Origin of the sequence: Bremerella alba, from assembly GCF_013618625.1 — a bacterium.
GTDB lineage: Bacteria > Planctomycetota > Planctomycetia > Pirellulales > Pirellulaceae > Bremerella > Bremerella alba.
In genome coordinates this window covers 101840-127982 of record NZ_JABRWO010000001.1, presented here as the reverse complement: position 1 = coordinate 127982, position 26143 = coordinate 101840, and the positions used below count along the sequence as shown (strand labels likewise).

The window sequence follows — 26143 nt, the reverse complement described above, 5'->3', positions numbered from 1 at the left end:
CGACTACGGAGTAGGAATGTGATCGAGAATCTCGTTCACAATCGATTCGCTGGTGCGATCTTCGGCTTCTGCTTCGTAGGTAATCATCACGCGATGGCGAAGCACATCGAGGGCGATATCCTTGACGTCTTGCGGCGTGACATAGCCTCGCCCAGCCAGAAACGCATTCGCTTTCGCTGCCATGGTCAGGTAGATGGTTGCTCGCGGCGAACCACCGAATTGAATCAACTCGCCAAGTTGCAGGCCATAGGCTTCCGGTGTCCGCGTGGCCATCACCAAGTCAACGACGTAGTTCTCGACTTTCTCATCGACATAGATCTGATCTACGAGTTCCCGAGCAGCCATGATCTCTTCAGGCGACGTGACGGAAGAGACCTCGAACTTAGCCGATGTCTTGCTCATTCGTCGCAAGATTTGAAGTTCCTCGTTTCGGCTAGGGTAATCGACCATCACCTTCAACATGAAACGATCGGTTTGGGCCTCTGGCAATTGATAGGTGCCCTCTTGCTCGACCGGGTTTTGCGTTGCCATCACCAGGAACGGCTGATCGAGCGGGTACGTTTCGGAACCGATAGTAACCTGGCGTTCCTGCATCGCTTCCAGCAAGGCGCTTTGAACTTTGGCGGGCGCTCGATTGATTTCATCGGCCAGGATCAGGTTTGAGAAGATCGGTCCTTTTTGAACGACAAACGTTTGATCTTGCGGATGATAAACGAGCGTGCCGATCAAGTCCGCCGGCAATAAATCGGGCGTGAACTGCAAACGCTGAAAGCCGGTGTTTATCGTCTTCGCCAGACTGGATACGGCCGTGGTTTTGGCGAGTCCTGGAACCCCTTCAATTAAGATATGACCATTGGCCAGCAGTCCGATCAGCATCCGATGTACCAGCTTCTCTTGACCAACGAGGACCTGATTGATTTGTCCCATGATCCGACGAAGCGGCTGGCTATGCTGCTGGATCTCTTGAGTGAGTTGAGTAACGTGACTGTGAACTGCCGATTGTTGAATCATGGAGTTTCCTATGCATCGGAAAGGGAATGTTGTTTGGTGGTGATTCCCCTTAAGGCAACCGATGTGCCAAACCCTTAAAAGGCCATTTTTGCCGAGAAAACGCCGATTTCGCCGCCTACCTGCAGAACGAACACTGGGGCATTTCACCCAGGCGCGGCATTTTGCCCCACCTTCTGCGATGTTTGGGTGGGCGTGGCAGAGGCTAGGAAGACGCTATGCCGATTCCATGACTTCCCAGTGATTACGAAGTTTTAATCCACAGGCAGATGAAGCCCCGACATGCGAATGCAACCAGGCAAGTGTTCCTCGAGGACATGCGCCCTCTGTATCATTCGGGGAGGCAGGTTACAGGTGCATTTCAACGCAACTTCGCCCGCCCTGGTCTGTAGCCTAAGAGATTACGAGTCGACACGATCTGGCGACCGGTCGTATCGATTCCGGTCTGCGTCAGCCAGCGTCGGAACTCCTGCTAGTGTAGAGAGACGCGTCTTCTGTACATCTGTCAGTAAACGAAAAGAGAGGGCGATCGAATTTTTCGTTTACTGACCAAAGAAAAAAGCAATGCCGAGCTTTGATCGTCGGCAAGTATCAAAATGATGTTGGGCTTTTCTTATGCCGTAGCGGGTTACGGTAAAATGCTTGCCGGCAACCGATGAGAGTTGGTTAGGGATGCGCAGCATACTTCTCGATGAAGTCGGCAACTCGCTTGGGATCTGGGTGGGTGAAGTGGTGTCCCTGTGACTTTTCCGTCCCTTCCTCGACTTCGATGATCTCAATTGTTCCTCCCAATTTACGATATCGCTCGGCCAGAACGAAAGTATTCTCGGTCGGTGGGACAACGACATCATTCAGCGAAACAATATGCAGAACGGGGATCTTGGCTTCGGCGATTGGGGCCAGGATGTCGATCGGATTCTTGTCGTACGCTAGGGCCTCAGCTTCCGTAAAGTCGTATTCCTTTAGTAGGCGTTGCCAAGTTCCGCTGCTACCAACTCCTTTTCCTTTGCCGCCTGGCCAGCTTTTGAAATCGCATACCGGGGTGTCCGCATAAATACAGGCAACCTTATCCGGATGACGAGCTACCCAGCCGTAAACGAACAGGCCACCGCGGCTGACGCCTTCCAGGGCGACGCGTTTGGCAAGTCCTTTCTCGGTAAGGAAGTCATAGAAGTTGTCCCAGTGCCCCATTGCGGTAGGACTTCCCAGCATGTCGTTCGTATTGATGTAAGCGATATGGAAGCCGCGTTTGAGTAGCAGCAAGTCAGCTTCTGCATGAAAACCAGGAAAACGGGCTCGCCAGACCCAGGGATTGCCGGGAGCAGGATGATTCGGAACGACGACATAGGCAGGCCTCTGGTCCACTTTGAAGTCGTATTTAGCGTACCCATTCCACTGTGACTCTTGTCCTGGCCAATCCGCTGCCGTAAGAGAGCCAAGGAAGAAGGTCATGGTGAATAACAAAGATGCAATCAAGTAGTAAGTACGGCACACAGTAGGAGTTGTCCTGGAGTTGGGGATTAGGTTTCGAGGGGCTGAGGTGGGGCATCGACGGAATGCGAAGCCCTTATTTGACAGTGGATGATGTCGTCAAGAGTATGTAATGGGCGATCAGCTTACTTTATATTGGGAAGTTATGGTGTTAGTGGCGTTGTATGCTTTATAGTCCTCTTGATGGGGGTTGAATTAACAGGAAATAAGTGTACTTAAAACGGGGTAATTGCACTCCCTGGTAATCCTCAAAGGCGCAATAAGCGACTGCTTTTACCGTAGAGATGCTCCATTTTCTTTTATCCAGTTTGACTGCGGCTACGGAAGACCGCAAGTTTGATTAGTTGCTTTCGGTGGGGCAAATATCACCGTGAGTGGGGCACATAAATACGATCCGAGGGGCAGGGCTCGCTATGAAAGCGGTCATACTCGGGCCGAGCGCGGTTGCGGAAACGCTTGCGCCGGTCGTACAGCAGCGTGGAGTTATGGTCGTCGATCGCATCGACAATGACCTAACTGCGATTCGCGCGTACTTCGAACAAAATTCAACCCAGTGCGACTTACTTCTGTTAGTTGCAGGGGACGATCTTCAAGTAACTCGCAGCGTGATTTGCGGTTTGCAGATTCTCATTAGCAAACCCATTCTCGTTTTCGGCGTAGCAGGTTCTGCTTCAGATGTTATTCAAATCATCCGCAGTGGAGCTGCTGATTTTATCGAAATGTCCGGCGACTTCCTACATGACCTGGAAGACTCTCTGAAACGCCTATTTGATTCGGAAGGCTTGACCAAACGGAGTGGTCAGGTGATTAGTGTCGTCTCGGCGGTAGGAGGATCGGGGCAGACCGCCGTGGCGACTAATTTGTCTACCTATCTTGCGGCAAATAAACGCCGTGGCACTGTACTAGTAGATCTCAATCTAACCGGTGGAGATGCGGCTGAGCATCTCGGGATTTCACCGCGACAGACCATTTCCGATTGCCCTCGTCATGTGGACGAGATCCACTCGGTCACTGTTTCGACGCTTTTGGAACATCATGCATCGGGACTGAAACTCATCGCAGGACCTAGCTACTTGGGTGCTCATAGCGTCTTGCCGGCGGAGTCCGTTAAAGCCCTCGTGGCCAATCTTGCGCAATTACACGAATTTGTCGTACTCGATGTCGAGGATGCCTTTCATCAAGAGCAATTTGCAGCGTTGGAATGTTCCGACATGGTGATTGTTGTGACTCGGCTAGATTTTCCTTGTCTGCTTCGCACTAAGCGATTGATTGAATACTTCGCGAGTCGTGACCTCACCAACTTTTGTGTCGTCGCCAATAACTATATCAAGGGCACAAGCATCCCAGAGGTCAAGTTCGAGTCGGTCATGAAGCGTCGCTTAACCTCTGTCATACCGCACGAGCCATCCAGTGTTCTCAATGGTGTAAACATGGGAGAGCCAGCCGTACTGGAATTTCCCCGATCAAAATTCAGTCAGGCAATCGCCAAACTTACCGACACAATAATGAATACAGCACCAACTCGGGAGATGGATAACCATGTTCCAGCAAACGCATAGTGACCTGTTAAAAGTCCGGCCAGAGTCAAAGACTTCGCGGCAGGATGACAAGGTTATTAAAGAGAAGTTTCATCGTTGGTTGATCGAAATGGTGGACGTCCGAGCGATGTTAAAGCTGGACGAAGCCGTCGTGCGACGTGAGCTTCGTGCGGCAATCGAAAAGCTATTTCTCTCTCATGCAGATCTGGTGCGTCATGGTGAAAAGGACCGGTTGGCACAAGAGTTGATTGACGAGATGGTGGGCTTCGGGCCGCTGGAGTCCCTGCTTAGGGACAATACGATCACCGACATTTTAATCAATGGACCACAGCACGTTTACGTAGAACGTGGCGGACAATTAGAAGAAACTTCAGTTCAATTTTCAGATAACGAACAACTCGTTCGCATTGTCCAGCGAATCGCTGGCCGGGTCGGCCGGCGAATTGATGAGTCGTCGCCTACGGTTGATGCGAGATTACCCGATGGCAGTCGTTTTCATGCCGTGATCTCGCCGATCGCTTTGGATGGAGCTCTGGTCTCGGTTCGCCGTTTCGCATCACATGCCATCACGGCCCAACAGTTTGTCAGTAGTGGCGGCATGTCGGAAGAGATGATGGCTTTTCTTCAGGCAGCCATTCATGCCCGGCTGAATATGGTGATTGCCGGAGGTACCGGTAGCGGAAAGACAACTCTGCTCAACATGCTTTCCAGTTATATTTCGCCAAGAGAACGAATCGTCACGATTGAAGATGCCGCCGAGCTTCGCTTACGCCAGCCACATGTGGCACGAATGGAAACACGTTGCGAAAACCTCGAAGGAAAAGGGCTTGTTTCTACCCGCGATCTGGTACGGAACGCGCTTCGTATGCGGCCAGATCGAATCATCGTCGGCGAATGTCGTGGTGAAGAGGTGTTCGACATGCTGCAAGCAATGAACACCGGTCACGATGGAAGCTTGACTACCATTCACGCCAACAGCGCAGAAGACACCGTCAGTCGTTTAGAAATGCTTCTCGGCTTGGCACAAGATAATTTGCCAATGTGGTACATCCGCCAACAAATTGCATCGTCAATCGATCTGGTCGTTCATGTCAAACGATTAGATAACGGCAAACGCAAGCTAACTCAGATTGGCCAGGTTGTCAGGGATGGCGACGCAATCAAATTGAAACCGATGTTTGTATGCCGCTTTTCCGCAGACGGAAGTGAGCCGGTGTTTGAGCGTCGAGAAATACCTTCCGACTTGGTAGGCAAAATGAACTCACGCTGTTAATGAAGACAATTAGGGGCAGAATCTAATGTCAGAATCTTTCATTTTGATCAACACGTTTCTTGGTGTAACGATTGGCATCGTCGCCGTGGCGTGGCTTGTGTACGACTCATTCTTCCGCGTGAAGAGCAAAGTTGCAGATCGCATCGACGACGCAATGCGTGAGCGTGTTGAGGGTCATCAGGAAAACTCGCCGATCATAAAAGATATGGTGCGACCGATCCGCAGTGGGAAAAAGCCGCTCCTAAGACGCACGCAGGATCGAATTCAGACATGGCTAGATCAGGCGGCCACAGGCTTAAATGTTTGGCAGTTTGCTGTAATTAGCCTGATCGTCTCTTGCCTGTTCGGCGGAGCGTTTGGGTTCGCTTTCGGGCCAGGTTGGGTGCTGGGAATTGGAACTCCATTATCGCTACTTCTGCCTGCGATCGTTGTATATTCACGCCGCAATGCACGTAGCGAACAGATTTCGACCCAGTTGCCAAATGCCTTCTCCGCAATGAGCCGAGGTCTGCGAGCCGGCCAGGGCGTGCCAGCCGTCGTACAGATGATCGCGAACGACTTTCCCAAGCCGCTATCCGAAGAGTTCAACTACTTTTACGAGCAGCAACATCTGGGGGTGCCTCCGGAAGTGGCCCTGCGTGATATGGCTCGTCGAGTCAATGTGATGGAACTGCGAATCTTCACGATTGCTTTGATTGTTCACAAGCGATCTGGGGGGAACCTGGCGGAACTGTTGCAGCAGCTATCTGAATTGGTTCGCAAACGCGTGAAGATGAAACGCCGTATCAAGTCGCTCACGGGCGAAGGCCGCATGCAAGCTGCCGTTTTAATCGCGATGCCGACGATTGTAGTTATGATCATGTCGCTGATCGCACCACAGTACATCAGCGTGCTACTAGAGCGACACGACATCTTAGCAGGCTGCGTTTTCTCGCAATTGCTAGGTGCGTTTTGTATTTATCGAATCGTCAATTTTTCCTATTAGCAAAGGCCGGCATTTTAGGGGCAGAAAAATGTTTGAGTTGGAATGGACGACTTGGTTGATTGTGGCCTCCGTCTTCACGGGTGTGTCTTGTTTGGTAATAGTGGCTTCGGGCATGTTGGCACCCGCTCCAGACAAGACCCTAATGCGAGTCGACGGACTGCTTGAGGGGGAGCGTGAAAACTCAGTCTCAAAGGCATCCGAACTTTGGAGTCGCGTGGCTGTCAGCAGTGCGACCAAGGAACTGATGCGGCGCCTGATGCCTGATGACGAGACACGTCGAACCCGGATGATGAATCGACTGATCCGCGCTGGCTACTACGAACCGGCCTCGCTGGGCTACTTCATGATTATGAAGGTTAGCTTGATGATCGCACCGCTCCTGTTGAGCATCGTAATGTCTTGGGCGTTTCCGTGGCCGTGGCATTGGACTTTGATGGTTGGTGCGCTCTTAGGGTTCGTGGGAATGTTTGTACCAGACATCATTCTTAGCTCGATAACCCGAAATCGTCAGCGGTACTTTCGCCAGGCATTGCCAGATTTTGTTGACTTGGCTATTACGTGCGTGGAAGGGGGCATGGGACTTTCGGAAGCGGTCAGCCAAGTCCATTCCGAGATGCGGCAAACTCACAGCGTGTTAGCTACTGAACTCGACTTCGTGTTACGGGATGTTCATCTGGGCCAAACCCTGGGGCAGGGGTTTGGACGGATGAGTGTCCGTACCGGAGTCGATGAGGCCCGGGCACTGGCGTCTTTCGTCGAACAATCGCAGAAGTTTGGCTCGGAAATGGGGTCAGCTTTGCGGGAACTCTCCGATATGCTTCGTTTTCAACGCGAGCAACGCGCCGAGGAGTTAGCACAGCAAGCATCCGTCAAGATCTTGGTGCCGACTCTCTTGTTTATCTTTCCGACTATCTTTGTTGTCTTAGCGGGGCCGGCTGCACTACAGATTCAACAGTCGTTCCAGGAACTTCCGCAGGAAACTAAGCCAGCGGAGTCTAAGAGATGAAATCAACACGACGTAATCAATTGAATGGACTGGCCGCCACCGAGTTGGCGATCTGTTTGCCGCTGCTGTTTGCTACGACGATGTTTTGCGTGCAACTTGCCCAGGGATATCACATCAAGTCTGTCGCCAATCAGGCGGCCTGGCGAGCGATTCGCTATGCCAGTACGACGCAATTCGATGAGGACGAAGTGGAGCAGTGGGAGGCCGATGTTTTGTCTGAGGCGGTGGAGGAATTATCGCAACTAACGGCTTTTAATCCTGACAACCTCATTATCGATTTGGAAACAACAGAGATCGACGAACGTGTCGTAATCGAAATGGAAATGCATCTAACGATTGACTCGCCGATGCAATTATTGCCAGGCGATTTTGAAATTCGTCGCAACCTAAGAATTCGGCAGTATCGATGAACCAGAAATCCATCAAGTTAAGAAAATGCCTGCATGGCGCCACATTGGTCGAGACGGCCCTGGTGCTCATGATCTTGTTTGTCACGATCTTTGGGATATTCGAGTTCGGAATGGCGGCCGTTCGACAGAACATGCTGGACGAAGCCGCCCATCGGCTCGCCCGGGCCGGAGCGATCCGCGGCGAAGATTCGTCTTTGGGGCACTGGGGACCGAGTGCCATTTCAGCATCGTTGAATACCCAAACGGACTTGGTCGCCGAAATCGGACCGGCCGCCTATATGCTGGATACCAGTCGTGTGAACGTTGAAATGTCTTGGGAGGATGATTTGGCAACCACGAACTCCGAACTGACCGTTTGGGTGACTTGCGATCAGCCGTTACTGTTAGGAACACTTTGGGGGATGGATTCGATATTACTCTCCAGTCGTGCTGTTGAACGCATCGAGTAGTCGATCCATCAAAAGTAAGGGGCAAACCAATGAGACGTAACACAGGTAAAAAGGCACGCTGTGGCAAGGTTCTGGTCTTTCTGGCCGTTCTACTGCCAACGCTCTTTACCCTTTTGCTGTTAGTTCTCGATGGAAGTAACTTGACGGCCAGTTTTCGCGACGTCCAGCAAGTGGCCGATACGGCAGCTTTATCTGGGGCAGACGAACTTTTCTTCGGTTCGACGGCGAGCGAAGTAGAGCAGGTCGCTCGAGAGTTTGCCGAGGCAAACGTCTCGACCACCAGTGCTACGATTGAAGTCAACTGTCCTCCTTTATCTGGAAATTTCGCAGGCTCTTCCAATCATGTGGAAGTGATCTTGCGTGACGCGGTACGCAATTCCTTTGGCTCGAGTAGCCTCGGGAATGAAGAGACCACCATCAGTGCCCGATCGGTGGCAGGCCTGAAGGCAGTTACCGACGACTCGGCGATCATCGTGTTGGATGACGATCCACCACCGTTCGCCTTGTCGCCGGTGCTGCCTATTGTGCCTTCCTTGCCGGCGATTCTCGGCGGGATGGAAGTCTTAGGCATTGGGCGAGTCACCGTCGATGGCGCGGTGATCGTGAACACTGACTGGGGTGGTGTCGATGAGCATGGCGATAACGTGGGAGAAAATGGTCTTCCGCCCTACGGTATTTCTTGTTTGCCGATCCTTCCTTTGGCAAAACTTGCCGCCACCGATATCCGCACCACAGGAGGAGTCGATCGACTGCAGAACTATTCTAAATACGGAGGCTCTGGGGCCGATTCAGTTCTTCAGGCAAAGCGGCGCCCGGTGCCTGATCCGTTTCGAGGAATTCCAGTGCCAACCGTTTCTTCCGATCCTTCGAATGTGAAAGCAGACTTTCATGGCGGCCGAACAATTGTGGGCCTTCCTTTAATTGGGCCGCCCATCAAGCTAAGGCCCGGCGTGTATGAATGGATTACCGTCTTAACGGGCCGCGTCGAATTTGAACCAGGTGTCTACATTATTCGAAACTCAGATCCCCTCACGCAGATTTCGCTGACGATCTTAGCGGGGCAGGTCCAGGCAGATGGCGTCATGTTTTACATCACTGATAATGCGGGATACTCTCCTAACTCGGGCTCGCCGGACGCTTTCGATGGTGAAACACGACCGGATGATGGTGGTCTGCTTGCGGATGTGCTCGGACTCTTGCCTTCTGCAGTGGTTAATGTTGGCTTGCTAGGAAGCGATATCAGGCCGATCAGCGACTCGGGTAGTCCTTTTGATGGCTTCTCGTTCTACCAGCGTCGTATGGATCGTCGTCCGATGGTATTCGTTCAGGAGAATTTACTCGGCAATGGTAGCCTGGAGGGGAATATCTATTCCAAATGGGGGCATGTCATATTGGCAGGAAAAGGGACATTTGATGCCCGATTCGTTGTCGGGACATTGCGAATTATAGCCTTGCTTAATATGGACATACGTCCTTCGGTTGACCTGCCACCGGCGTATGATGTCTATCTGGCTGAATAGGCCACCCGAATGGGCTGAATGTGGGCTGAAATCGCCCGCTAGGCTCAGCAAAGCTTCTCGCTTTTCTTGAGCATGTTGGCTAGAATTGCAGGGAGATGCCGAAGGAAAAGAGAGGCCTACCCTGGCATCGACACCCTCCCGCAACTTGCCGTTGCCTGCATAACGGTTCCTTCCTACCTGCATAGCGAATGCCATGAAACTAACCCTACGTGCTTTGACGTGCGCGCACCACACATTGATTGTAAGTGTGGCGGGTCTGATTCTTTCGCTGCTATGGACCATTGCACTGCAAGCAGCAGAGTCGACATCCCCCAACACGGTGCGCAGCTTCCTCGAAAATAACTGCTACGATTGCCACCAAGGCGATTCGGCAGAGGCTGCACTTGACCTTGAGAAGCTTTCATTCGATCTGGGTGATAGCAGCATTCGGCAAAGTTGGGTGCGCGTCTACGATCGAGTTCATGAAGGAGAGATGCCTCCTTCCGATTACGGCGAAGCGGACCCGAAAGAGCGTCAGGCGTTTCTCGCAACGACCCATCAAGGACTTACGAACTATCAAAAGAACATCCATACAAAGTATGGGCGTGTCCGCGGACGGCGACTGACCAGAAAACAGATCGAACGATCGATTCAAGATTTGCTCGCCATCGATATTCCACTGCGAGACTACCTGCCGGAAGAGCAGAAGACGGAAGGATTCACCACGGTTGCTTCGGGGCAGGGGATGTCCCACTTTCAGTTGGCTGCCCATCTCGAGACGGTCGATGTCGCGCTCGATGAGGCTTTTCGTCGTGCGCTGAGTCCTGAAGACGAATACCAGCGCGACTTCGATGCTAAGGGGGTTGCTCGAACGAACCCCAAGCGTCGCTGCCGTGAGCCTGAGATGCGAAAAAATCAGGCTGTCATCTGGAACTCAGGCATGATCTATTATGGCCGCTTGCCGGCCACTGTGGCGAAAACGGACGGATGGTTTCAGTTTGAAGTTACCGTTTCCGGGATCAAGTTACCGAAGTCGGGTGGCGTTTGGTCGACTGTTCGTAGTGGTCCTTGCGTTTCGAGTGCTCCGCTGCTTACCAACATTACAACGTTTGAGGCAATGGAGAAGCCGAAAGTGATTAAGTTCACCACATGGCTTCCTAAGGGACATATGCTTGAGATTCGACCCGGCGACACGACCTTGAAGAAGGGACGTTTCGCCGGCGGTCAAGTTGGTGTTGGCGAAGGAGAGCCGCAAGAAATCCCCGGCATCGCGTTCGACCGAGTGACGATGAAACAGGTTCATCTCAAAGGTGCAGACGACCAAGTCCGCGATTTCCTGCTAGGTGACTTGAAGGTTGTCCCTCAGAAAGATAAGCGTAAGCCGTGGAAAGTGGTTAGCAAGAATCCCAAAGCGGACGCAGAGCGTCTGTTGACGCGGTTTGCCAGTCGTGCCTTCCGGGGCCCGGTCGCCTCCGACGAGATGCAACCCTATCTGGAAGAGGTATACGCCGCCATCGATGGCGAGGCCGAATTCGTCGACGCCATTCGCTTAGGTTACCGTGCTCTATTGTGTTCGCCCCGATTTATCTATTTCGCTGAAGAGCCCGGTTCACTAGATGACTATGAGGTCGCGACCCGCTTGAGCTATTTTCTGACCGGCAGCACACCCGATGATGAACTTATGGAGTTAGCATCAGCTGGTAAGATGCGCGATACGGAAACGCTCAAGAAGCAAACTCGACGACTGTTATCTGGTAGCAAAGGAGAGCAGTTCATGCACGATTTGGCGGCCGAATGGCTCGACTTGGATCAGATTGATTTCACCCAGCCTGATTCAAAGCTGTACCGTGACTTCGATCCAATTGTCGAAAATGCCATGCTCACTGAAACAGAGGCCTATCTTGGTGAAATGCTCAAAGAGAACCTCAGCGTATCTCATTTAATCGATTCCAACTTTACGTACCTCAATAGTCGGTTGGCCCGTTATTACGATATTGAAGGGGTCACTGGAGACGAACTGCAACGCGTAAAGTTAAAGCCTCAAAGCCGACGTGGTGGGCTGATCACCCAGGGAGCGATCATGAAAGTGACCGCCAATGGTTCGAATACCTCACCGGTGATTCGTGGTGTCTGGATATCCGAGCGATTGTTAGGTGTGGAAGTACCTCCGCCGCCGAGCAATGTTCCGGCTGTCGAACCAGATATCCGTGGTGCCAAGACGATTCGCGAGCAGTTGGCCAAGCATCGTAGCCAAGGGCAGTGTGCCAGTTGCCATACAAAAGTTGATCCAGCCGGGTTTGCGTTGGAGAACTACGATCCAACTGGTAAATGGCGAGACCACTATCCGAAGATTCAGGGCCGAAGTGTGAAGAAAGGTCCTGAGATTGACGCAAGTTACGAATTGCCAAGTGGACAGGAATTTAAGAACATCGAAGGCTTTCAGAAGATCGTTACCAGCCATCCTCATCGCCTTGCCGAGAACGTAGCAGAGCACCTATTGGTGTATGGGACCGGGGCAACGATTGAGTTCGCTGATCGTCCACAAGTCGAAACAATCGCCAATAAAGCTGCTGCCGACAACTACGGACTGCACTCAATTATCGAGCATGTTGTTACAAGCGATCTATTTCTAAGCAAATAGCCATCCTTGCCTGAAACGGAAAGAGACAAGTTATGTCGCGCCAAGTTCATTTTAACTTCGGTAAGAAGCTGAACCGACGAACCGTTTTGCGAAGCACCGCAGGTGTAGGGATGTCTATTCCGTGGCTAACTGCAATGCAAAAAGCATTTGCCGGGAATGAAGAGCAGAAAACCCCAAAACGCTTCGTCGCGATGACGTTGGGGCTAGGTTTGCACGCCGAGAATCTCAACCCGGAAAAAACGGGTAGCGACTACAAGCCATCGCGATACTTGGAGAAGTTGCAAGACATTCGCGATAAATACACCGTTGTATCAGGGACATCACATCCTGAGGTTTCCGGAGGTCACAGAGCGGAAGCAAGTCTACTTTCGGCAACTCCGATGGGAAAAGGAGCCCAGGCCCGTACGACGATTTCGATCGATCAGCTTTTGGCTAAGCACATGGGGCACCACACTCGGTTTCCTTCGTTAGTACTCAGTTCGTCGGGAAATAATAGCCCTTCTTACACTGAGAACGGTTCGATGATTCCGGCTGAAAGCTCGCCCGCGCGCTTGTTCATGCAATTGTTCGTAAGCGATTCGGCGGAAGAACAGGCCAAGCAATTGCACCGAGCTCGGCAAGGCAAGAGCATCATGGACCTAGTCGCGGAAGACGCAAAGTCCCTATCGCGTGAACTTGGGGCAGGCGACCGAGATCGTCTGGCTGCCTACTTCAACAGCGTTCGTGAACTGGAAAAGCGAATGACTGAAGCCGAGCAGTGGGCACACCTACCCAAGCCCAAGGTCGATGCGAAGAAGCCGATTGATATTAGCAATCCCAATGACTTCATCGGCCGTCAGCGTCTGATGAACGACATGATTCGCTTGGCTTTGTCGACGGATTCGACGCGTTTTGTTTCATATCACCTGGGTGGTAGTGGCGGCGTAGTGCCCCTTGAAGGGGTCGACGAAGGATACCACTCGCTGAGTCATCACGGTCGCGACGAAGAGAAGCTTGAGCAACTAGCGCGTGTCGAGACGGGCATCATCCATGCCTGGGCAGACTTCCTGCGAGGCCTCGATGGCATTCAGGAAGATGAAGGTAGTTTGCTTGAGAACACGTCTGTATTGTTGACAAGTAATCTGGGCAATGCATCCAGCCACGACAACCGCAACATGCCCGTTCTGTTTGCTGGTGGTGGCTTCAAGCATGGTCAGCACTTGGCGTTCGATCAGAAGAACAATTATCCGCTGCCGAACCTTTATCTGTCGGTGCTACAGCAATCGGGCCTGCATGTCGATCAGTTTGCCACGAGCACGGGAACGATGCGCGGCCTAGAGGTGGCTTAACGCAAATCAGGTGGCGTGCGGTTTTGAGATAACCAATTCCCAAGGATCTTTCTCGCCGCACTTGGTGATCATCGACGGAAAGCCTTTGTCGAGTGCATCACGCCATTCAGCAGGAATCTGTCCTGCAATTGTCGTGAGCTTAGGGCTACACGGTTTTGAGCCTGCTTCGATCAAAAAGAAAACGACTGGTGGGCTAGTCATCCATTGGTCGAAATGATCAGCGACTCGCTGAGTTAGTTCTTCATCTGCTTCGTGAAAAGGACTGTCAGTGACGAAGACAATCTCGCACGGTTTCATCATTTTGCCCCACAATCGATCGCAGCCGCGTTGAAGGACCCCGGAAAGCCGGTGGCGAAGAAAGCTGACTTGTTGGTCTAAGGCCTCTCCAACGTACGAAGAGAGGTCCCCTTCCTGGGAGCAGAGCAGTGGGGTCGTGATGCCTTGCTGGTCAATGCCCGCGACGTACCAACGGAATGTGGCCGATTCGATGAACACGGTCAACAGCACGGGTTGTTTCGTCGACAAGGGGGCTATTCTCCTGCGGCCGGCTTACATGTTTCGTTGGTCAAATCTTCCAGTAAATTTCCTGTTTGGTGGAACGATTGCAGTAAGTCGCGATCAACCTGTTGCCCCTCATTGCCCAATCGTAGCTGCTGTGAGATCTGTTGACCCATCGCAACGTATCGCTGTATCTCGTCCATGAGATTTTGGTGGGCTGCTTCTTTCTCGTAAACTTCTGCGGCCTCCGTCAGCAAGTCAATCAGATCGTCAGGGTCCCAGGGCTTGGTGACGTAGCGATAGAGGCCACCGGAATTGATGGCTTCGATGACGGACTTAATGTCGGCATACCCGGTAAACAAGATACGCGTGGTGTTGGGGAAGCGACGGCAGCAGTGACGTGCCAGCTCGGCGCCAGTCATTTCTGGCATGCGTTGATCGGTCATAATAACGGCAATAGAGTGTTCCGCCATGACTTGCAGGGCTTCCTCTCCAGACTGGGCCGTGTGCACCGTAAATTGACGCCGCAGTAAGCCGATCAAAGAGTGCAAAATATCTGGCTCGTCGTCTACCAACAGAATTGCTGGTTTAGCTTTCATGACTACCTCCCGGCGATTGATTATCGAGCGGTCGTATGGGCAATTGTACACTAAAAGTACTGCCGCGGCCTAATTGGCTTCGGACTTGGATCGATCCGCCGTGGTCCCGAACGATTCCATAGCTAACCGCGAGCCCTAATCCTTGGCCGCTACCGACGGCCCGGGTCGTGAAAAAGGGCTCAAAAATATGGGCTAAATCACTTCCGGACATACCACTTCCATGGTCTTGGATGTCAATTTGGACGCCTTCGTCACATCGCGAGGAGCGGAGGGTAATTGCCCCGCTAATATTGCTGGCTTGGATCGCGTTTAATAGCAAGTGATGGAGTACTTGTTGAATCTTGACCGGTTCACAAAGAATCGAAGGAACGTCTCCAGGGTCGACAATTAGTTCAATTTGTCGGGACTCGATCTCGTGATGCAGAACTTGCGATACGGCAAACAAGGCTGCGTTGACATCCATGTGGTCGAGTTCTGCCTCGTCCAGACGTGCAAAGGAACGCAGGTTTTGGACGATGTCACGGACTCTCTGTAGGCCGGAAAGAGATCGATCGAACAACTCAGGCGACTCATTCCGTATCCATTGGTAATCGCACTCTTCCTCCAGATCTGCCGCCCTCTTGGCAAGTTCCGGCTTTATCTTGGCGATCTCGTCATGGATTGAACGGTACATGTCCAAGAGTTCCAGAGAAGAAGATACATCCCGCTTGAGCACCGCCAGATTATTGGCCACCAGTGCGATCGGATTATTGATCTCGTGGGCCATTCCTGCGGCCATCTGGCCGAGGCTGGCCAGCTTTTCACTCTGTACCAGAGCAGCCTGTGTTTCACGCAGCTGGCGATTTTGTTCGGCCAGCTCTTGTTCCAGTCGAACGATGCGTTCCCCCTCGCGAAGTCGAACGCGTAGTTCGTTGTGATCGACCGGTTTGACCAGGAAGTCGTCGGCTCCGGCTTCCATTCCTACCACAAGATCTTCCTTCTCGCTCTTGGCGGTCAGCAGGATGATATAGACGTAAAATGGCAAATTGGCAGAACGAATCCGCCGAATCAGATCCAGACCGTCCACTTCCGGCATGACCCAATCGGTCAGCACCATGCGAAAGGGCTCGGCCTCGAATGCTTCCCAAGCCTGGGCGCCGTTTTCGACTTCAGTAACTTCGTACTTCCACCCTTCGAGCGCCCGGACGAGAATCCGTCGCATCATCATTCCATCTTCGGCAACAAGTACTCTCATGCTATTCTCGTCTCAATGGGACAAGGGCCGTCTTGCTTGGCTCAAAATAACAGGTTGTTGTTTTCTATTTGGCGAAATAAGTGGCGACTATTCCCAGAGGCCCAAAAAATCCTATGCGATGGTTGTCTGAGATGCTCTGCGCAATAGGCCTCATGAGGAGTGATTGTCTCGATGTGATTTCGCATTGTTCAACGCGGAGATCAACTCATTGACGTTTTGAGTTAAGTCATTCCACGCATCCTGAAAGTCGCTCAGTTCGTTGTCCCGCCCCATAAATTCGATACGTCGAGCGGAGGCGGTGGCCTCGTCAGCAGCAAATAACGCGACCGATCCCTTTAACGTATGTGCGGAACGGATGAACTTCTCGTTGTCACCGGATGCAAACGCAGCTTGGATCTCGTGCAGTTGCTTGGGGCACTCGGTCGTGAAAAGGTCGATCATTTCATTAAGGATCTCTTCGCTGCCTCCTACGTTCTCGAGTGCTCTTCCAGGATGAAATGGGAGGTAATTGTCTTCAGAGAGGTGATCCGTCTCTGGATTTACGTCCGGGGAACGAATGACGACCGGTCGAACTCGCTCAACTGCGGCGAACAGTTCTTCGGGACGAAATGGCTTGGAGACGTAGTCGTTCATGCCTCCCTCAAGACACCGTTCACGATCCCCCTTCATGGCGTGGGCAGTGAGAGCGATGATTGGAATCTTGCGAGAAGTTTCCTTTTCCAGTCGGCGAATCTCTTCTGTGGCGGCAAACCCGTCCAGCACTGGCATTTGGACATCCATGAGAATTAGATCGAAGCTGCCACTTCGAAATGCGTCGACCGCTAATTGACCATTTTCAACGGAGGTGACATGATGACCGCGATTTTCTAAAAGGCTTTGGGCGACCTTACGGTTCACCACGCCGTCTTCGGCAAGCAAAATATTGCGGGGAATAAAGCGTTGAGAATGTTCCGGCGCAAATTTCCTGCCGTGCACTGAATCGGATTGAGACGTGCCCATAGCCGATGCAATACCATTGAGCAACATCGACTGGGTAATCGGCTTGGTGATGCATTCGGCCACGCCGAGTGTTCGCGCAAAATCAGGGTCGGTGGGACGATCGGCCGACGAAAGCATCACGATCGTCAAAGAGGAGGTATCGGAGAATTGCCGAATATGTCGTACCAATTCGATACCATCCATCTCTGGCATCATCACATCGACCAGAGCCAATTGATATGGGGCATCCGATTGGAATGTTCGCTGCAATTCCTTAAGGGCCTCTAACCCATTGGGCACCACGGTTGGTTTCATTCCCCAATTGTGGAGCATCTCTTCGCAAATGATGCGATTAGTGGAATTGTCATCAACGACGAGCACACGCAGGTCAAACAGTGTTTCGAACGCTGCGGGTTTCGAATCAGGTTGCTTTTCAGATCGTTTAAACTTTGCGGTGAAGTGGAAGATACTTCCAGTACCTGGTTCACTCTCGACCCAGATTTTACCTCCCATCATTCTTGTTAGCTGAGAGCAAATGGCCAGTCCGAGTCCGGTGCCTCCGTATTGCCGTGTTGTTGACGCGTCGGCTTGGGTGAACGCATCGAATATTTGAGCTTGTTTTTCCTTCGAGATTCCAATGCCCGTGTCACGAACCGAGAAATGGAGCGTGATCGAGTCGCCAGAGAACGATTCATTCTCAACTTTCATGACGACTTCGCCATGCTCGGTAAACTTGATGGCATTGCCAACCAGGTTGACAACAATCTGTCGTAAGCGACCTGCATCGCCTGCCAACTCGTCCGGCACTTCAGGCAAGATGCGAACGGCCAACTCCACCCCTTTTTTCGAGGCCCTACCGGCCAGCGTATGCAACGTCGAGCCCAGTGTGTCACGCAGGCGGAGGGGTAAGCCCTCAAGCTCCATCTTGCCGGCTTCGATCTTCGAGAAATCGAGAATGTCGTTTAGCAAGACCAGTAGGGCATCGGCCGAACTCTGGACAAGCTTTTGATATTCCCGCTGTTCGCTCGTTAGATCCGTATTGAGCAGGAGTTCCGTCATGCCGATGATGCCATTCATGGGCGTACGAATTTCATGACTCATATTGGCGAGGAAGTCGCTCTTAGAGCGATTAGCCGACTCGGCTTGTTCCTTGGCGGAAACAAGTTGCCGATTCATTTCGGTCAATTGATCGGTCATTAAATTGAATTGCCGAGCAAGCTGAGTCGCTTCGTCGCTGCCACGTACCGGAACTTTAGCCTCCCAGTCGCCTTCGCCGATGGCGACAGATGCATCGGTGATTTCGCGAATTCTCCGTGATAAGGACCAAGAGAAACCCCCTGCCACGGCCAATGTGAGCAATGTTGCAAATAAGGCCAGCGACCAGATGTTTTGCCGCATTGCATGAATGGGGGCGAAAACGAGTGCTGCTTCTTGTTGAACCATTACGATCCAATGAAGGTTTTGCCGCGGATCTCCTTCGCTTGCTGAAGTAGCGTAAGCGGCTAGGACTTCGCCGTTTCCATTAGGGCGATGTCTTGTCGCGATGATTCCCTTTTGTTTGAAGTCTTGTTCAAGGTCTTCAAAATACTTGCTTCCATCTGAAAGAGGTTCCGACTGTCCAGCTGGTCCCCGGACGATGCGATAGTCCTGAGTAAACAAATAGAATTCAGTGTAGGCGTTGGTGTCCGCTCGCGACTGGCCATCAATGATACTGAAGACCTCTTGAATGTTGAGGACGGCCTTCATCACTCCGGCCAATTTGCCATCAGGAGATTCAACCTCAATACAGATGTCTACCGAGTAGACATGAGCACTATCGTCGAAAGCGACATCGCCCACATAAATATGATTTTGAACGGCTTCCTGCCACCATGATTCGTCATCCTGGCGGAAATCAGATGTACGACTTGTTAATGCCGCAATTGCACCGTAGCGGTTCGTAACGAAAATTTCGCCGAAAACAGCGTATCCAGTTGCTTCTTGTAGCTTTTCGCTTCGTAGGCGAAGTTCTTGCGACAGGTCGTTATCAATGACTCCGGCAAGTAGTTCTTGCTGCTGGGCTATGTCACCGGTTTGCCAAATCTGATCCAAGCTTTCGACTTCCGCTGCGGGATCGGCCAACTCGGCGAACGTTGCGTTGGACTCAGCCAACGTTTCACGAACCTGTTTGCTGCGTGCCAGCGCTTCAAGGTTTGCGATATGGGATCGCAGGGCGCGATCGGTTTCGTCCATCACGGCCGCCGCTCGGGCTGCCGATCGGTCCTCGATCACTTGCTTAAGGCTGCGTTCGCTTACCGCAACCGCATAATAACCAACAACCCAAATTAACAGGGCAGGCAGAACCGTCGCTAACAGCAACTTATGGACGATACGCATGCAGTTGTCAGAAAAGTCGTTGAGTGAGAATAGTCACACGATTCCGCAATGCAGAATCGTGATACGCTACATCCAAGAGCCTTTATTAATTTAAGGCAGAAGAGATGAAGCTGGCAACGACCGAGGCGCCTAAGACAGAAGATATTCCCAAGTCATTCGAAACTTCAGCGATTGTCAGTTGACATTGCCTTGTCGGGGGATATGCCAATTAGCAACAATATAAGGGTGAAGTCAATTAAGCCCTCGGGCTTCCTCTAATCGTCGAAGTCGCCCGTAAGTTCGGGAATAGAGGGATGGGACTAAATGGCCGCAATAGAAAGGTCGCCGAGTAAACCAGCGCAATAAGAAATAGAAAGATGGCTATTTTCGCTTGGAAGCCGATGCCGGGACATCCAGATCGGCCACGTGATCGGCTTGCGGAAACTCGAGCTTAACTTCATAGTCGCGAAAGATCACTTGTCCGTCTGGAAACAAGCCATCTTCATCATCGGACGGTTGAACTCCGTCGTATCCGTCGATCCTCACAATATAAGGGCCACCGACGATACCGAAACGAGAGTCCTCCGTATCGTACATGCCATCTTCAATCGTCGCAGTTCCCTGGGGGCCTTGATTCCCTAGAGAAGCGTCCGGGGTGAAGTAGATTCTTCCCGCAGGCAACGGATTGCCCTCAAATTGGACCTGCCCACGAACATGAAAGGCCGTCGCGCTTTCATTGCTCCCATTGCATCCGGTTAGACTGGCCAGCAAGGTAATCGTAAATATTAGGAAGCCAAGGGAATAGCTGATTTGAGGCATGATCATCACTTTTAGAATTCGATTATCACTTTGAGGCTTAGAGTTACTGGCCATTGGTCTCGCCCCCGGATTTGCTCGCCGCAGATTGATAAACCTCGAAGTCGATCGTTTCAGAGACAAAGCGGACCGAGGCATCTGACATGGTGAACATAGCGCCGCCTGGATGTTCGCTGCTGAAGCTGATGTTATTGAAGTTCCCGCCTGACTCGTTCTGTAGGCCGATGCCATAGCGAACGTTCTTGGCGGCAGCCATCCCATTGCCATGAACACCGCGAACCCAACTTGCATAGCTTCCGTTGTCACCCCCGATTTCACTGAGTGCATAGGTGTTGGACAAGCCATCGGTTGCATCCCTGAACTTGACGCCAGTGTCCAAGAGCATCATTCCCCCTTCGCAGAAGCCCCCATGTCCCGAGGGATTCGGTTCATGCGGATAAGTGGAACCTGAAGCGGGATTGGTTCCGTAGGGGCCCATGACACCGTAATAGTGAGTTGTGTAAGTCTTTTGTCCGTCGCCTAAAGTACTGCTTCCATGGGTGGTAAGCAGACGCGGCGAACTGGGACACATGAACATATCGATTTGGATCAAACCATGGATGTTCTTATTGGGACCTTCTTTATTGGTACTAGCATTCCAGGCACCTGCGTTGAAATTGAACTGATCGTGTAGTGCACTCTGTTCGATGAATGAAAGAATGAACGAATGCCAGCCGAGGTTGTTGTCATTGATTGCCCCGGGCGGAAGCGTTCCGAAGGTATCGTGATAGTTGTGCAGCCCCAGGGCGAGTTGCTTCATGTTGTTAGAGCATTGCATCCGACGAGCCGCTTCGCGTGCCTGCTGAACTGCCGGCAATAAAAGTGCAATCAAAACACCAATGATCGCGATCACCACAAGGAGTTCGACGAGCGTAAATCCGGTTCGCTTTTGCATAACGTAACCTCTTCGGGGCTGAAGATAGAAAGGATGATGGAAAAGGACTAGCGTTCCGATCGCGTGGTTACGCTGACGGATTGCTTAGCTGAACTTCTAGACGCCGTATGGCAATCTCGGGGGCATTCCCGTGAGCTTGCTCGACCAGGATCTCGGCCAGTTTTGCCCCGATTGATTCCGAAGTATCAACCGTGCGTATGGTTAGCCAGGGTAGCTTGGCCTGATTTCGGCTATAAACGTCAGAAACAGCGATTGGCGTCGCTTGGATCTTTATTTGCTTGGAGGCCTTGATTGTCTTTGAAGCAGATTCGGCCAGAGGTTGCGATCGACAAATGAGCCCATTGGCGCCGTGCTGGTGAACGAGATCACGGGTGGCATGCTGGATGGCTTGATCATCGGTGGGCAAAAACCGCATTGTCAGGTCATTCGGTGACAGCCCAAGTTCGGCGGACGTGCGCCAGATCGAGTCCATGAACGAGTGGTCGCCTGGCAGGACCTGGCTACGCATAAGTACGCCTAATTTATTCACGCCTTGTTCGACCAGAGACTTGGTAAGCAGCCGACCGGATGCAACATGATCACGATCAATCGATGGCAGTGCTTGAATCGATGGAAAGCGTGAACCAAAGATTACTGTCGGTAGGCCACTGGCTTGAAATAGTCGCTGCGAGGTAAGCGACGAGCGGGCCAGAACGAAGCCTTCGGCTTGTCGCGAGCGGGCCGTTTTCGCGATTAGTTCTGAAACCCAAGCGGTATCATCGCTACCGGGAAGGTGATTGAATTCAATCTCGGCGTGGGGAAGCACGCTTTGAATTCCTACGATCACGCCATCGGCCATCATGCCTTCGGTGGCGAGATACGTGTTGTTTACAACGAGATGCACTCGGTCGATGGTCCGCTGTGTTTCACCGTGAATGCCATCAGCGACAAACGTTCCCCTTTTTTGTCGTCGACTGAGGATGTTCCTTTGGACTAGCAGTTGCATCGCTCGATTGGCGGATGTCGTGCTAACGCCCAGCATGCGCGCGGCCTCGGCTGTACCTAAATAGGGGTCGCCCGATTGAAGGCCGCGGCCGGCAATGTCGGCCATGATTTGATCGGCCAACTGAATTACGCGAGGTGTGGTTGAACTATCCATGCTTCTAAGATTATCGAGAGGTTCAAAGATTGCAATATTTATTTCCTGAAAACGACGGAATATTTCTATTTGAGTTGAAAATAAATATTCGAGACATTAGACTTGCCTAAGGTGGCAGAACACCACCGACCGGGGGTTGCTCCTTCAGTTCTGCCTATCTTTACTCTTTCAGAGATCCTTGCCGACTATGCGTCCATACCACTTAATCTCGAGCTGTTGTGCGGTGCTTTTCAGCGTCGTTTTTTGTTCCGTGCCACTATCTGCAGAGGTACTTCATGCCGTCGAGGGTGGTGTCGCACAGCAAGTGCGATACGACGGGCCGGCATGGAATACCGAGAAGGAGGGCCTTCAGGGAAATGGAATGGGAAATGTCGCCTGGGCGTTGCGGGGTATCACAGGCCCTAACGCCAAAGTGCGGATTCAACTTTCACTCGATGAATTAAACCACACAGCCGCATCGATTTCCCTAGGGCCCGGCAGCCAATTTGGGTTTGACGGGGCGGGCAATCAGTTGTTTGTCCAGGGGCCTGTCTTTGGCGGAGGAACCAAATTTCTGGCTCCAGCGAAGTCCAGCCTTCAGCCAGGGAAGAAGTTTCTAGTCGAACTGACGACCGCCGGAGGTCGATTAGACATTTCAATAGATGGCAAGCAAGTCTACGAGGGCTCACTGAAGGGACCACTCGGCTTGGTTGGCTTGCGGCCTTGGCGTTCGACGATGACCGTCCAGGAGTTTACGATCGAAGGAGATCTCAGCAGTGGAGCTTGGCTACCTAAGAAGCTCAGCGATGAGATCACGATTCCAACGATCGATCTGGCCCATGACGACTCACGCCAAATCGTTGTCGCTCGGGGAACGAAGGACGTTTATCAGGGACATCCCACAACACTGTTGATGCCGGATGGCAAAACAATCTTCGCTGCATGGACCTATAACCATGGAGGGCGATGTGGGCCTTTAAAACGCAGCGACGACGGCGGATTAACTTGGAGCGATCTGATTGACGTTCCCGGCAATTGGAGTGATATCGAGAACTGCCCCTGTCTCCATCGCTTGGTAGATTCCGACGGCACGGCACGGCTGTTCGTCTTCGCCGGTCGTGGAGACATGACGCAGTCGGTTTCTCTCGATCAAGGCAAGACGTGGTCGCCGATGCAGAAGAACGGGCTGAAGTGCATTGTCGCGCCCATTACGATCTTGCCAATAAACAATGGCACAGAGCACTTGGCTATTTATCATCGCGGGGCAGGGGACTTGGATCGCCCACCGCTGCAGATCTGGCAAGCGATCTCTTCCGATGGCGGACTAACTTGGAAGAACCAACAAATGGTGGCCGCTGTTGAAGGAGCCAATCCGTGCGAGCCATTTTTGCTGCGATCCCCTGACGGGAAGCAGATTATGTGCCTAATGCGGGAGAATGCTCGACGACTGAACTCGCTAGTGATGGTCTCTGATGATGAAGGAGAAACGTGGTCGGATCCGCAAGAAGTGAATGCGGCCCTGACCGGCGATCGTCACTGCGCCAGGTACACCGAAGAGGGCCGTCTAGTCATTGCATTTCGAGATGTCGTCAAAAAGAGCCCAACTTACGGGCACTTTGTTATCTGGGTTGGAACGTATACCGATATCCTGGCTGGCAAGCCCGGTCAGTATAGGGTTCGCTTGCTGGAGCACCACGGTCGATCACTCGATACAGGCTACCCCGGTCTCGAACGCCTACCGGGTGGAACCTTCGTTGCGACGACCTATGTCGGATATCGGCCTGATGAAAAGAACTCCGTCGTCTCGGTACGTTTCACTGTCGATGAGCTTGATCGTCTCGCGAAAGAACGGCAGCCTATTACCGTTTGGAAAAGCGGTAAAGATGGATACGATACCTACCGAATTCCCTCGCTAATCCAAGCTCAAGATGGAACGCTATTAGCCTTTTGTGAAGGTCGTCGCATTTCGAGAAGTGATACTGGAGCGATCGATCTGGTAATGAAACGCTCGACCGACAATGGGAATACCTGGAGCGATCAGGTCGTTGTTTGGAAAGATAAAGATAATACCTGCGGAAACCCTTGTCCGGTGGTGGATGAAACGACCGGGCGGATCCATTTGCTGCTGACCCACAACCTAGGAGAAGATCACGAGTCAGCCATCAAGCTGAAGAAGGCGAAGGGAACGCGGACCGTCTGGGTATGTCACTCCGATGACCATGGCAAAACCTGGACTGATCCGGTCGAAATTACCGAATCGACCAAAAACCCAGACTGGGGTTGGTATGCTACCGGCCCAGGTGTCGGCATTCAGCTGAAACATGGTCCGCACAAGGGACGCTTGGTTATTCCATGTGACCATAGCTATGCGATTGATCCCTCAGTGGATAAGAAAGGTTACGGCTTTGGCTCGCATGTCATCTACAGCGACGACCACGGAAAGTCATGGCAACTTGGCGGCACGATTCAACCAAATATGAACGAATGCCAGGTAGTCGAGATCGGCGATCAGGGGCACATGGTCATCGATATGCGTTCTTATCGCGGACAGGGCTGCCGAGCCCAGGCGGTCAGCACAGACGGAGGGCAGACGTGGTCTGAGATTTCCGATGCCCGCGAATTGATTTCCCCCGTATGTCAGGCCAGTATGATTCGCTGCCAGTGGCCGACAACTGACAATTCCGGCATATTACTTTTCTCTAGTCCACGCGATCCTGCAAAACGCCGGAACCTGACGGTGCTTGCCAGTTTTGACGATAACAAAACTTGGCCGTGGAAGAAGAACCTTTACCCGAGCCATACGGCCTATTCATGTCTTGCGCCTCTGGGTGAAGGGCAAGTGGGCTGCTTGGCAGAAATCGGGGAGAACAATCCCTATGAGACAATTTCCCTTTTCCTCTTGAACATGCCAAAATCGGAAGCGAAGAATCCATGAACTCGGACACAATGAAAGCGGGAATGTTCTGCAACCAAACGACAGAGCCGCTGCCGAAATCTCAGGAGCCGGATCGCATGCAATTGGAAGGGCTGGTCGCCGCCACGTTCACTCCTTTTACCGCTGAGGGAAAACTTGACCAAGAGCCTATCGGGACGATGGTCGACACGTTGATCGCATCCGGCATGGCCGGCTTATACGTCAATGGAAGCACTGGAGAAGGTGTTTCGCTTACTGGCCGTGAGCGTCGACAGATGGCTGAAGCATTTGTTGAAGCCGTTGCCGGACGGATACCGGTCATTGTTCAAGTAGGGCACAACAGTGTGCAAGAGTCACGCGAACTGGCCGAACACGCTCAGGAGATCGGTGCTAACGCGATCAGCGCAACGCCGCCAACCTACTTCAAGCCGGCCAGTATCGAACTGCTCCTCGACTCACTTCGAGAGATTATGCAGGGGGCACAGGGACTGCCGTTTTATTACTATCACATCCCACGGATCACGGGTGTGGACTTCGACCTGCACGCACTCCTTTCGCAAGCAGCGAAAGATTTGCCGGAGCTCAATGGTGTGAAATATACGGCCCAATCAATCCACGAATTTCAGGCCTGTCGAGCGCATTTCGCTGACAAGTTCGATCTCTTATACGGTTGTGACGAGATGCTACTTAGCGGTCTCGGCGCAGGTGCGAACGGCGCCGTGGGTAGTACCTATAACTTCGCACCTGGACTCTACCGCCGCATGATCGAGGCGTTCCGACAGGGTGAAAACGAAGCGGCACGTGAACTGCAATTGCTGTCCGTTGAAATGGTTCAGGCTTTCGTGCGTTACCCGGCGCTGCCTGCCCAGAAGGCCATCATGGAAATGGTCGGCATGCCGATCGGTCCGCCGCGACTGCCTTGGCGTGATTTAACGACGCAGGAGAAGCAAACGTTAGAAGGGGATTTGAAAAAGCTTGGGTTCTTCGAGTGGCGTGAGTAGGATTGGTGATCTTGCTAGCCTTCAAATCTCAATCTCGAAAGACCTGCCAAGTCACTCCCTGCCTGGTAT

The 26143-nt window shown here is 52.3% G+C and carries 20 protein-coding genes; 11 read left to right on the top strand and 9 right to left on the bottom strand.

What is annotated here, in order from left to right:
- Positions 1–3: 3 nt before the first annotated feature.
- Positions 4–927, bottom strand: a complete 924-nt coding sequence (locus HOV93_RS00480) for an AAA family ATPase (protein ID WP_449243530.1) — start codon at positions 925–927, stop codon at positions 4–6.
- 747 nt (positions 928–1674) lie between these two features.
- Positions 1675–2460, bottom strand: coding sequence for an alpha/beta hydrolase family protein (locus tag HOV93_RS00475; protein ID WP_207394483.1), 786 nt, complete (start codon positions 2458–2460; stop codon positions 1675–1677).
- Positions 2461–2912: 452 nt separating this feature from the next.
- Between HOV93_RS00475 and HOV93_RS00470 the strand changes: the two genes are divergently transcribed.
- From HOV93_RS00470 to HOV93_RS00430, 9 genes are all read left to right on the top strand, one after another.
- Positions 2913–4058, top strand: coding sequence for an AAA family ATPase (locus tag HOV93_RS00470; protein WP_207394482.1), 1146 nt, complete (start codon positions 2913–2915; stop codon positions 4056–4058).
- Positions 4039–5310: a CpaF family protein gene (locus HOV93_RS00465; RefSeq protein ID WP_207394481.1), complete on the top strand. Its 1272-nt coding sequence runs from the start codon at positions 4039–4041 to the stop codon at positions 5308–5310. Before HOV93_RS00470 ends, HOV93_RS00465 begins: the two co-directional genes overlap by 20 nt.
- Positions 5311–5335: 25 nt before the next feature.
- Positions 5336–6295, top strand: a complete 960-nt coding sequence (locus tag HOV93_RS00460) for a type II secretion system F family protein (protein ID WP_207394480.1) — start codon at positions 5336–5338, stop codon at positions 6293–6295.
- Positions 6296–6407: 112 nt separating this feature from the next.
- Positions 6408–7301, top strand: a complete 894-nt coding sequence (locus HOV93_RS00455; protein ID WP_207394479.1) for a type II secretion system F family protein — start codon at positions 6408–6410, stop codon at positions 7299–7301.
- Positions 7298–7711, top strand: coding sequence for a TadE/TadG family type IV pilus assembly protein (locus HOV93_RS00450; RefSeq protein ID WP_207394478.1), 414 nt, complete (start codon positions 7298–7300; stop codon positions 7709–7711). The genes HOV93_RS00455 and HOV93_RS00450 overlap by 4 nt, the downstream gene beginning before the upstream one ends.
- Positions 7708–8160, top strand: a complete 453-nt coding sequence (locus HOV93_RS00445) for a TadE/TadG family type IV pilus assembly protein (RefSeq protein ID WP_207394477.1) — start codon at positions 7708–7710, stop codon at positions 8158–8160. The genes HOV93_RS00450 and HOV93_RS00445 overlap by 4 nt, the downstream gene beginning before the upstream one ends.
- Before the next feature lie 29 nt (positions 8161–8189).
- Positions 8190–9680, top strand: coding sequence for a pilus assembly protein TadG-related protein (locus HOV93_RS00440; RefSeq protein ID WP_207394476.1), 1491 nt, complete (start codon positions 8190–8192; stop codon positions 9678–9680).
- Positions 9681–9873: 193 nt separating this feature from the next.
- The gene (locus HOV93_RS00435; RefSeq protein WP_207394475.1) at positions 9874–12300 is read left to right on the top strand and encodes a DUF1592 domain-containing protein; all 2427 of its coding nucleotides are present in this window, start codon (positions 9874–9876) and stop codon (positions 12298–12300) included.
- 32 nt (positions 12301–12332) lie between these two features.
- Positions 12333–13628 carry a DUF1552 domain-containing protein gene (locus tag HOV93_RS00430; protein WP_207394474.1) on the top strand — a complete coding sequence of 432 codons (1296 nt, stop codon included), beginning with the start codon at positions 12333–12335 and terminating at the stop codon, positions 13626–13628.
- Positions 13629–13634: 6 nt separating this feature from the next.
- On the opposite strand, the gene HOV93_RS00425 is transcribed toward HOV93_RS00430, so the two are convergent.
- The 7 genes from HOV93_RS00425 to HOV93_RS00395 all read right to left on the bottom strand — a co-directional run bounded on the left by HOV93_RS00425 (position 13635) and on the right by HOV93_RS00395 (position 22180).
- Positions 13635–14153 carry a hypothetical protein gene (locus HOV93_RS00425; RefSeq protein WP_207394473.1) on the bottom strand — a complete coding sequence of 173 codons (519 nt, stop codon included), beginning with the start codon at positions 14151–14153 and terminating at the stop codon, positions 13635–13637.
- A 5-nt stretch (positions 14154–14158) separates the two neighbouring features.
- Entirely contained in the window at positions 14159–14725 is a 567-nt protein-coding gene (locus HOV93_RS00420) for a response regulator (RefSeq protein ID WP_207394472.1), read from the bottom strand.
- Positions 14715–15959: a sensor histidine kinase gene (locus HOV93_RS00415; protein WP_207394471.1), complete on the bottom strand. Its 1245-nt coding sequence runs from the start codon at positions 15957–15959 to the stop codon at positions 14715–14717. The genes HOV93_RS00420 and HOV93_RS00415 overlap by 11 nt, the downstream gene beginning before the upstream one ends.
- A 150-nt stretch (positions 15960–16109) precedes the next feature.
- Positions 16110–19313 (bottom strand): hybrid sensor histidine kinase/response regulator, encoded by a 3204-nt coding sequence (locus tag HOV93_RS00410; RefSeq protein WP_207394470.1) that lies wholly within the window; start codon positions 19311–19313, stop codon positions 16110–16112.
- Between the two features lie 360 nt (positions 19314–19673).
- Entirely contained in the window at positions 19674–20111 is a 438-nt protein-coding gene (locus HOV93_RS00405) for a hypothetical protein (RefSeq protein ID WP_207394469.1), read from the bottom strand.
- A gap of 43 nt (positions 20112–20154) precedes the next feature.
- The gene (locus tag HOV93_RS00400) at positions 20155–21042 is read right to left on the bottom strand and encodes a DUF1559 domain-containing protein (protein WP_207394468.1); all 888 of its coding nucleotides are present in this window, start codon (positions 21040–21042) and stop codon (positions 20155–20157) included.
- Between the two features lie 67 nt (positions 21043–21109).
- A complete protein-coding gene (locus tag HOV93_RS00395) occupies positions 21110–22180 on the bottom strand; it encodes a GntR family transcriptional regulator (protein WP_207394467.1) in 1071 nt (356 codons plus the stop codon).
- Positions 22181–22541: 361 nt separating this feature from the next.
- Here HOV93_RS00395 and HOV93_RS00390 point away from each other — a divergent pair, with 361 nt between their 5' ends.
- Together HOV93_RS00390 and HOV93_RS00385 are read left to right on the top strand one after the other, a co-directional pair.
- Positions 22542–25094 (top strand): sialidase family protein, encoded by a 2553-nt coding sequence (locus HOV93_RS00390; RefSeq protein WP_207394466.1) that lies wholly within the window; start codon positions 22542–22544, stop codon positions 25092–25094.
- Positions 25091–26074, top strand: a complete 984-nt coding sequence (locus HOV93_RS00385) for a dihydrodipicolinate synthase family protein (RefSeq protein WP_235989645.1) — start codon at positions 25091–25093, stop codon at positions 26072–26074. Before HOV93_RS00390 ends, HOV93_RS00385 begins: the two co-directional genes overlap by 4 nt.
- Positions 26075–26143 lie beyond the last annotated feature (69 nt).

Bases quoted from the DNA above. Each gene is read 5' to 3' on its own strand.
- HOV93_RS00480 (WP_449243530.1), bottom strand. From the start codon at position 927: ATGGGACAAATCAATCAGGTCCTCGTTGGTCAAGAGAAGCTGGTACAT.
- HOV93_RS00475 (WP_207394483.1), bottom strand. From the start codon at position 2,460: ATGACCTTCTTCCTTGGCTCTCTTACGGCAGCGGATTGGCCAGGACAA.
- HOV93_RS00470 (WP_207394482.1), top strand. From the start codon at position 2,913: ATGAAAGCGGTCATACTCGGGCCGAGCGCGGTTGCGGAAACGCTTGCG.
- HOV93_RS00465 (WP_207394481.1), top strand. From the start codon at position 4,039: ATGTTCCAGCAAACGCATAGTGACCTGTTAAAAGTCCGGCCAGAGTCA.
- HOV93_RS00460 (WP_207394480.1), top strand. From the start codon at position 5,336: ATGTCAGAATCTTTCATTTTGATCAACACGTTTCTTGGTGTAACGATT.
- HOV93_RS00455 (WP_207394479.1), top strand. From the start codon at position 6,408: ATGTTGGCACCCGCTCCAGACAAGACCCTAATGCGAGTCGACGGACTG.
- HOV93_RS00450 (WP_207394478.1), top strand. From the start codon at position 7,298: ATGAAATCAACACGACGTAATCAATTGAATGGACTGGCCGCCACCGAG.
- HOV93_RS00445 (WP_207394477.1), top strand. From the start codon at position 7,708: ATGAACCAGAAATCCATCAAGTTAAGAAAATGCCTGCATGGCGCCACA.
- HOV93_RS00440 (WP_207394476.1), top strand. From the start codon at position 8,190: ATGAGACGTAACACAGGTAAAAAGGCACGCTGTGGCAAGGTTCTGGTC.
- HOV93_RS00435 (WP_207394475.1), top strand. From the start codon at position 9,874: ATGAAACTAACCCTACGTGCTTTGACGTGCGCGCACCACACATTGATT.
- HOV93_RS00430 (WP_207394474.1), top strand. From the start codon at position 12,333: ATGTCGCGCCAAGTTCATTTTAACTTCGGTAAGAAGCTGAACCGACGA.
- HOV93_RS00420 (WP_207394472.1), bottom strand. From the start codon at position 14,725: ATGAAAGCTAAACCAGCAATTCTGTTGGTAGACGACGAGCCAGATATT.
- HOV93_RS00415 (WP_207394471.1), bottom strand. From the start codon at position 15,959: ATGAGAGTACTTGTTGCCGAAGATGGAATGATGATGCGACGGATTCTC.
- HOV93_RS00410 (WP_207394470.1), bottom strand. From the start codon at position 19,313: ATGCGTATCGTCCATAAGTTGCTGTTAGCGACGGTTCTGCCTGCCCTG.
- HOV93_RS00405 (WP_207394469.1), bottom strand. From the start codon at position 20,111: ATGCCTCAAATCAGCTATTCCCTTGGCTTCCTAATATTTACGATTACC.
- HOV93_RS00400 (WP_207394468.1), bottom strand. From the start codon at position 21,042: ATGCAAAAGCGAACCGGATTTACGCTCGTCGAACTCCTTGTGGTGATC.
- HOV93_RS00395 (WP_207394467.1), bottom strand. From the start codon at position 22,180: ATGGATAGTTCAACCACACCTCGCGTAATTCAGTTGGCCGATCAAATC.
- HOV93_RS00390 (WP_207394466.1), top strand. From the start codon at position 22,542: ATGGGAAATGTCGCCTGGGCGTTGCGGGGTATCACAGGCCCTAACGCC.
- HOV93_RS00385 (WP_235989645.1), top strand. From the start codon at position 25,091: ATGAACTCGGACACAATGAAAGCGGGAATGTTCTGCAACCAAACGACA.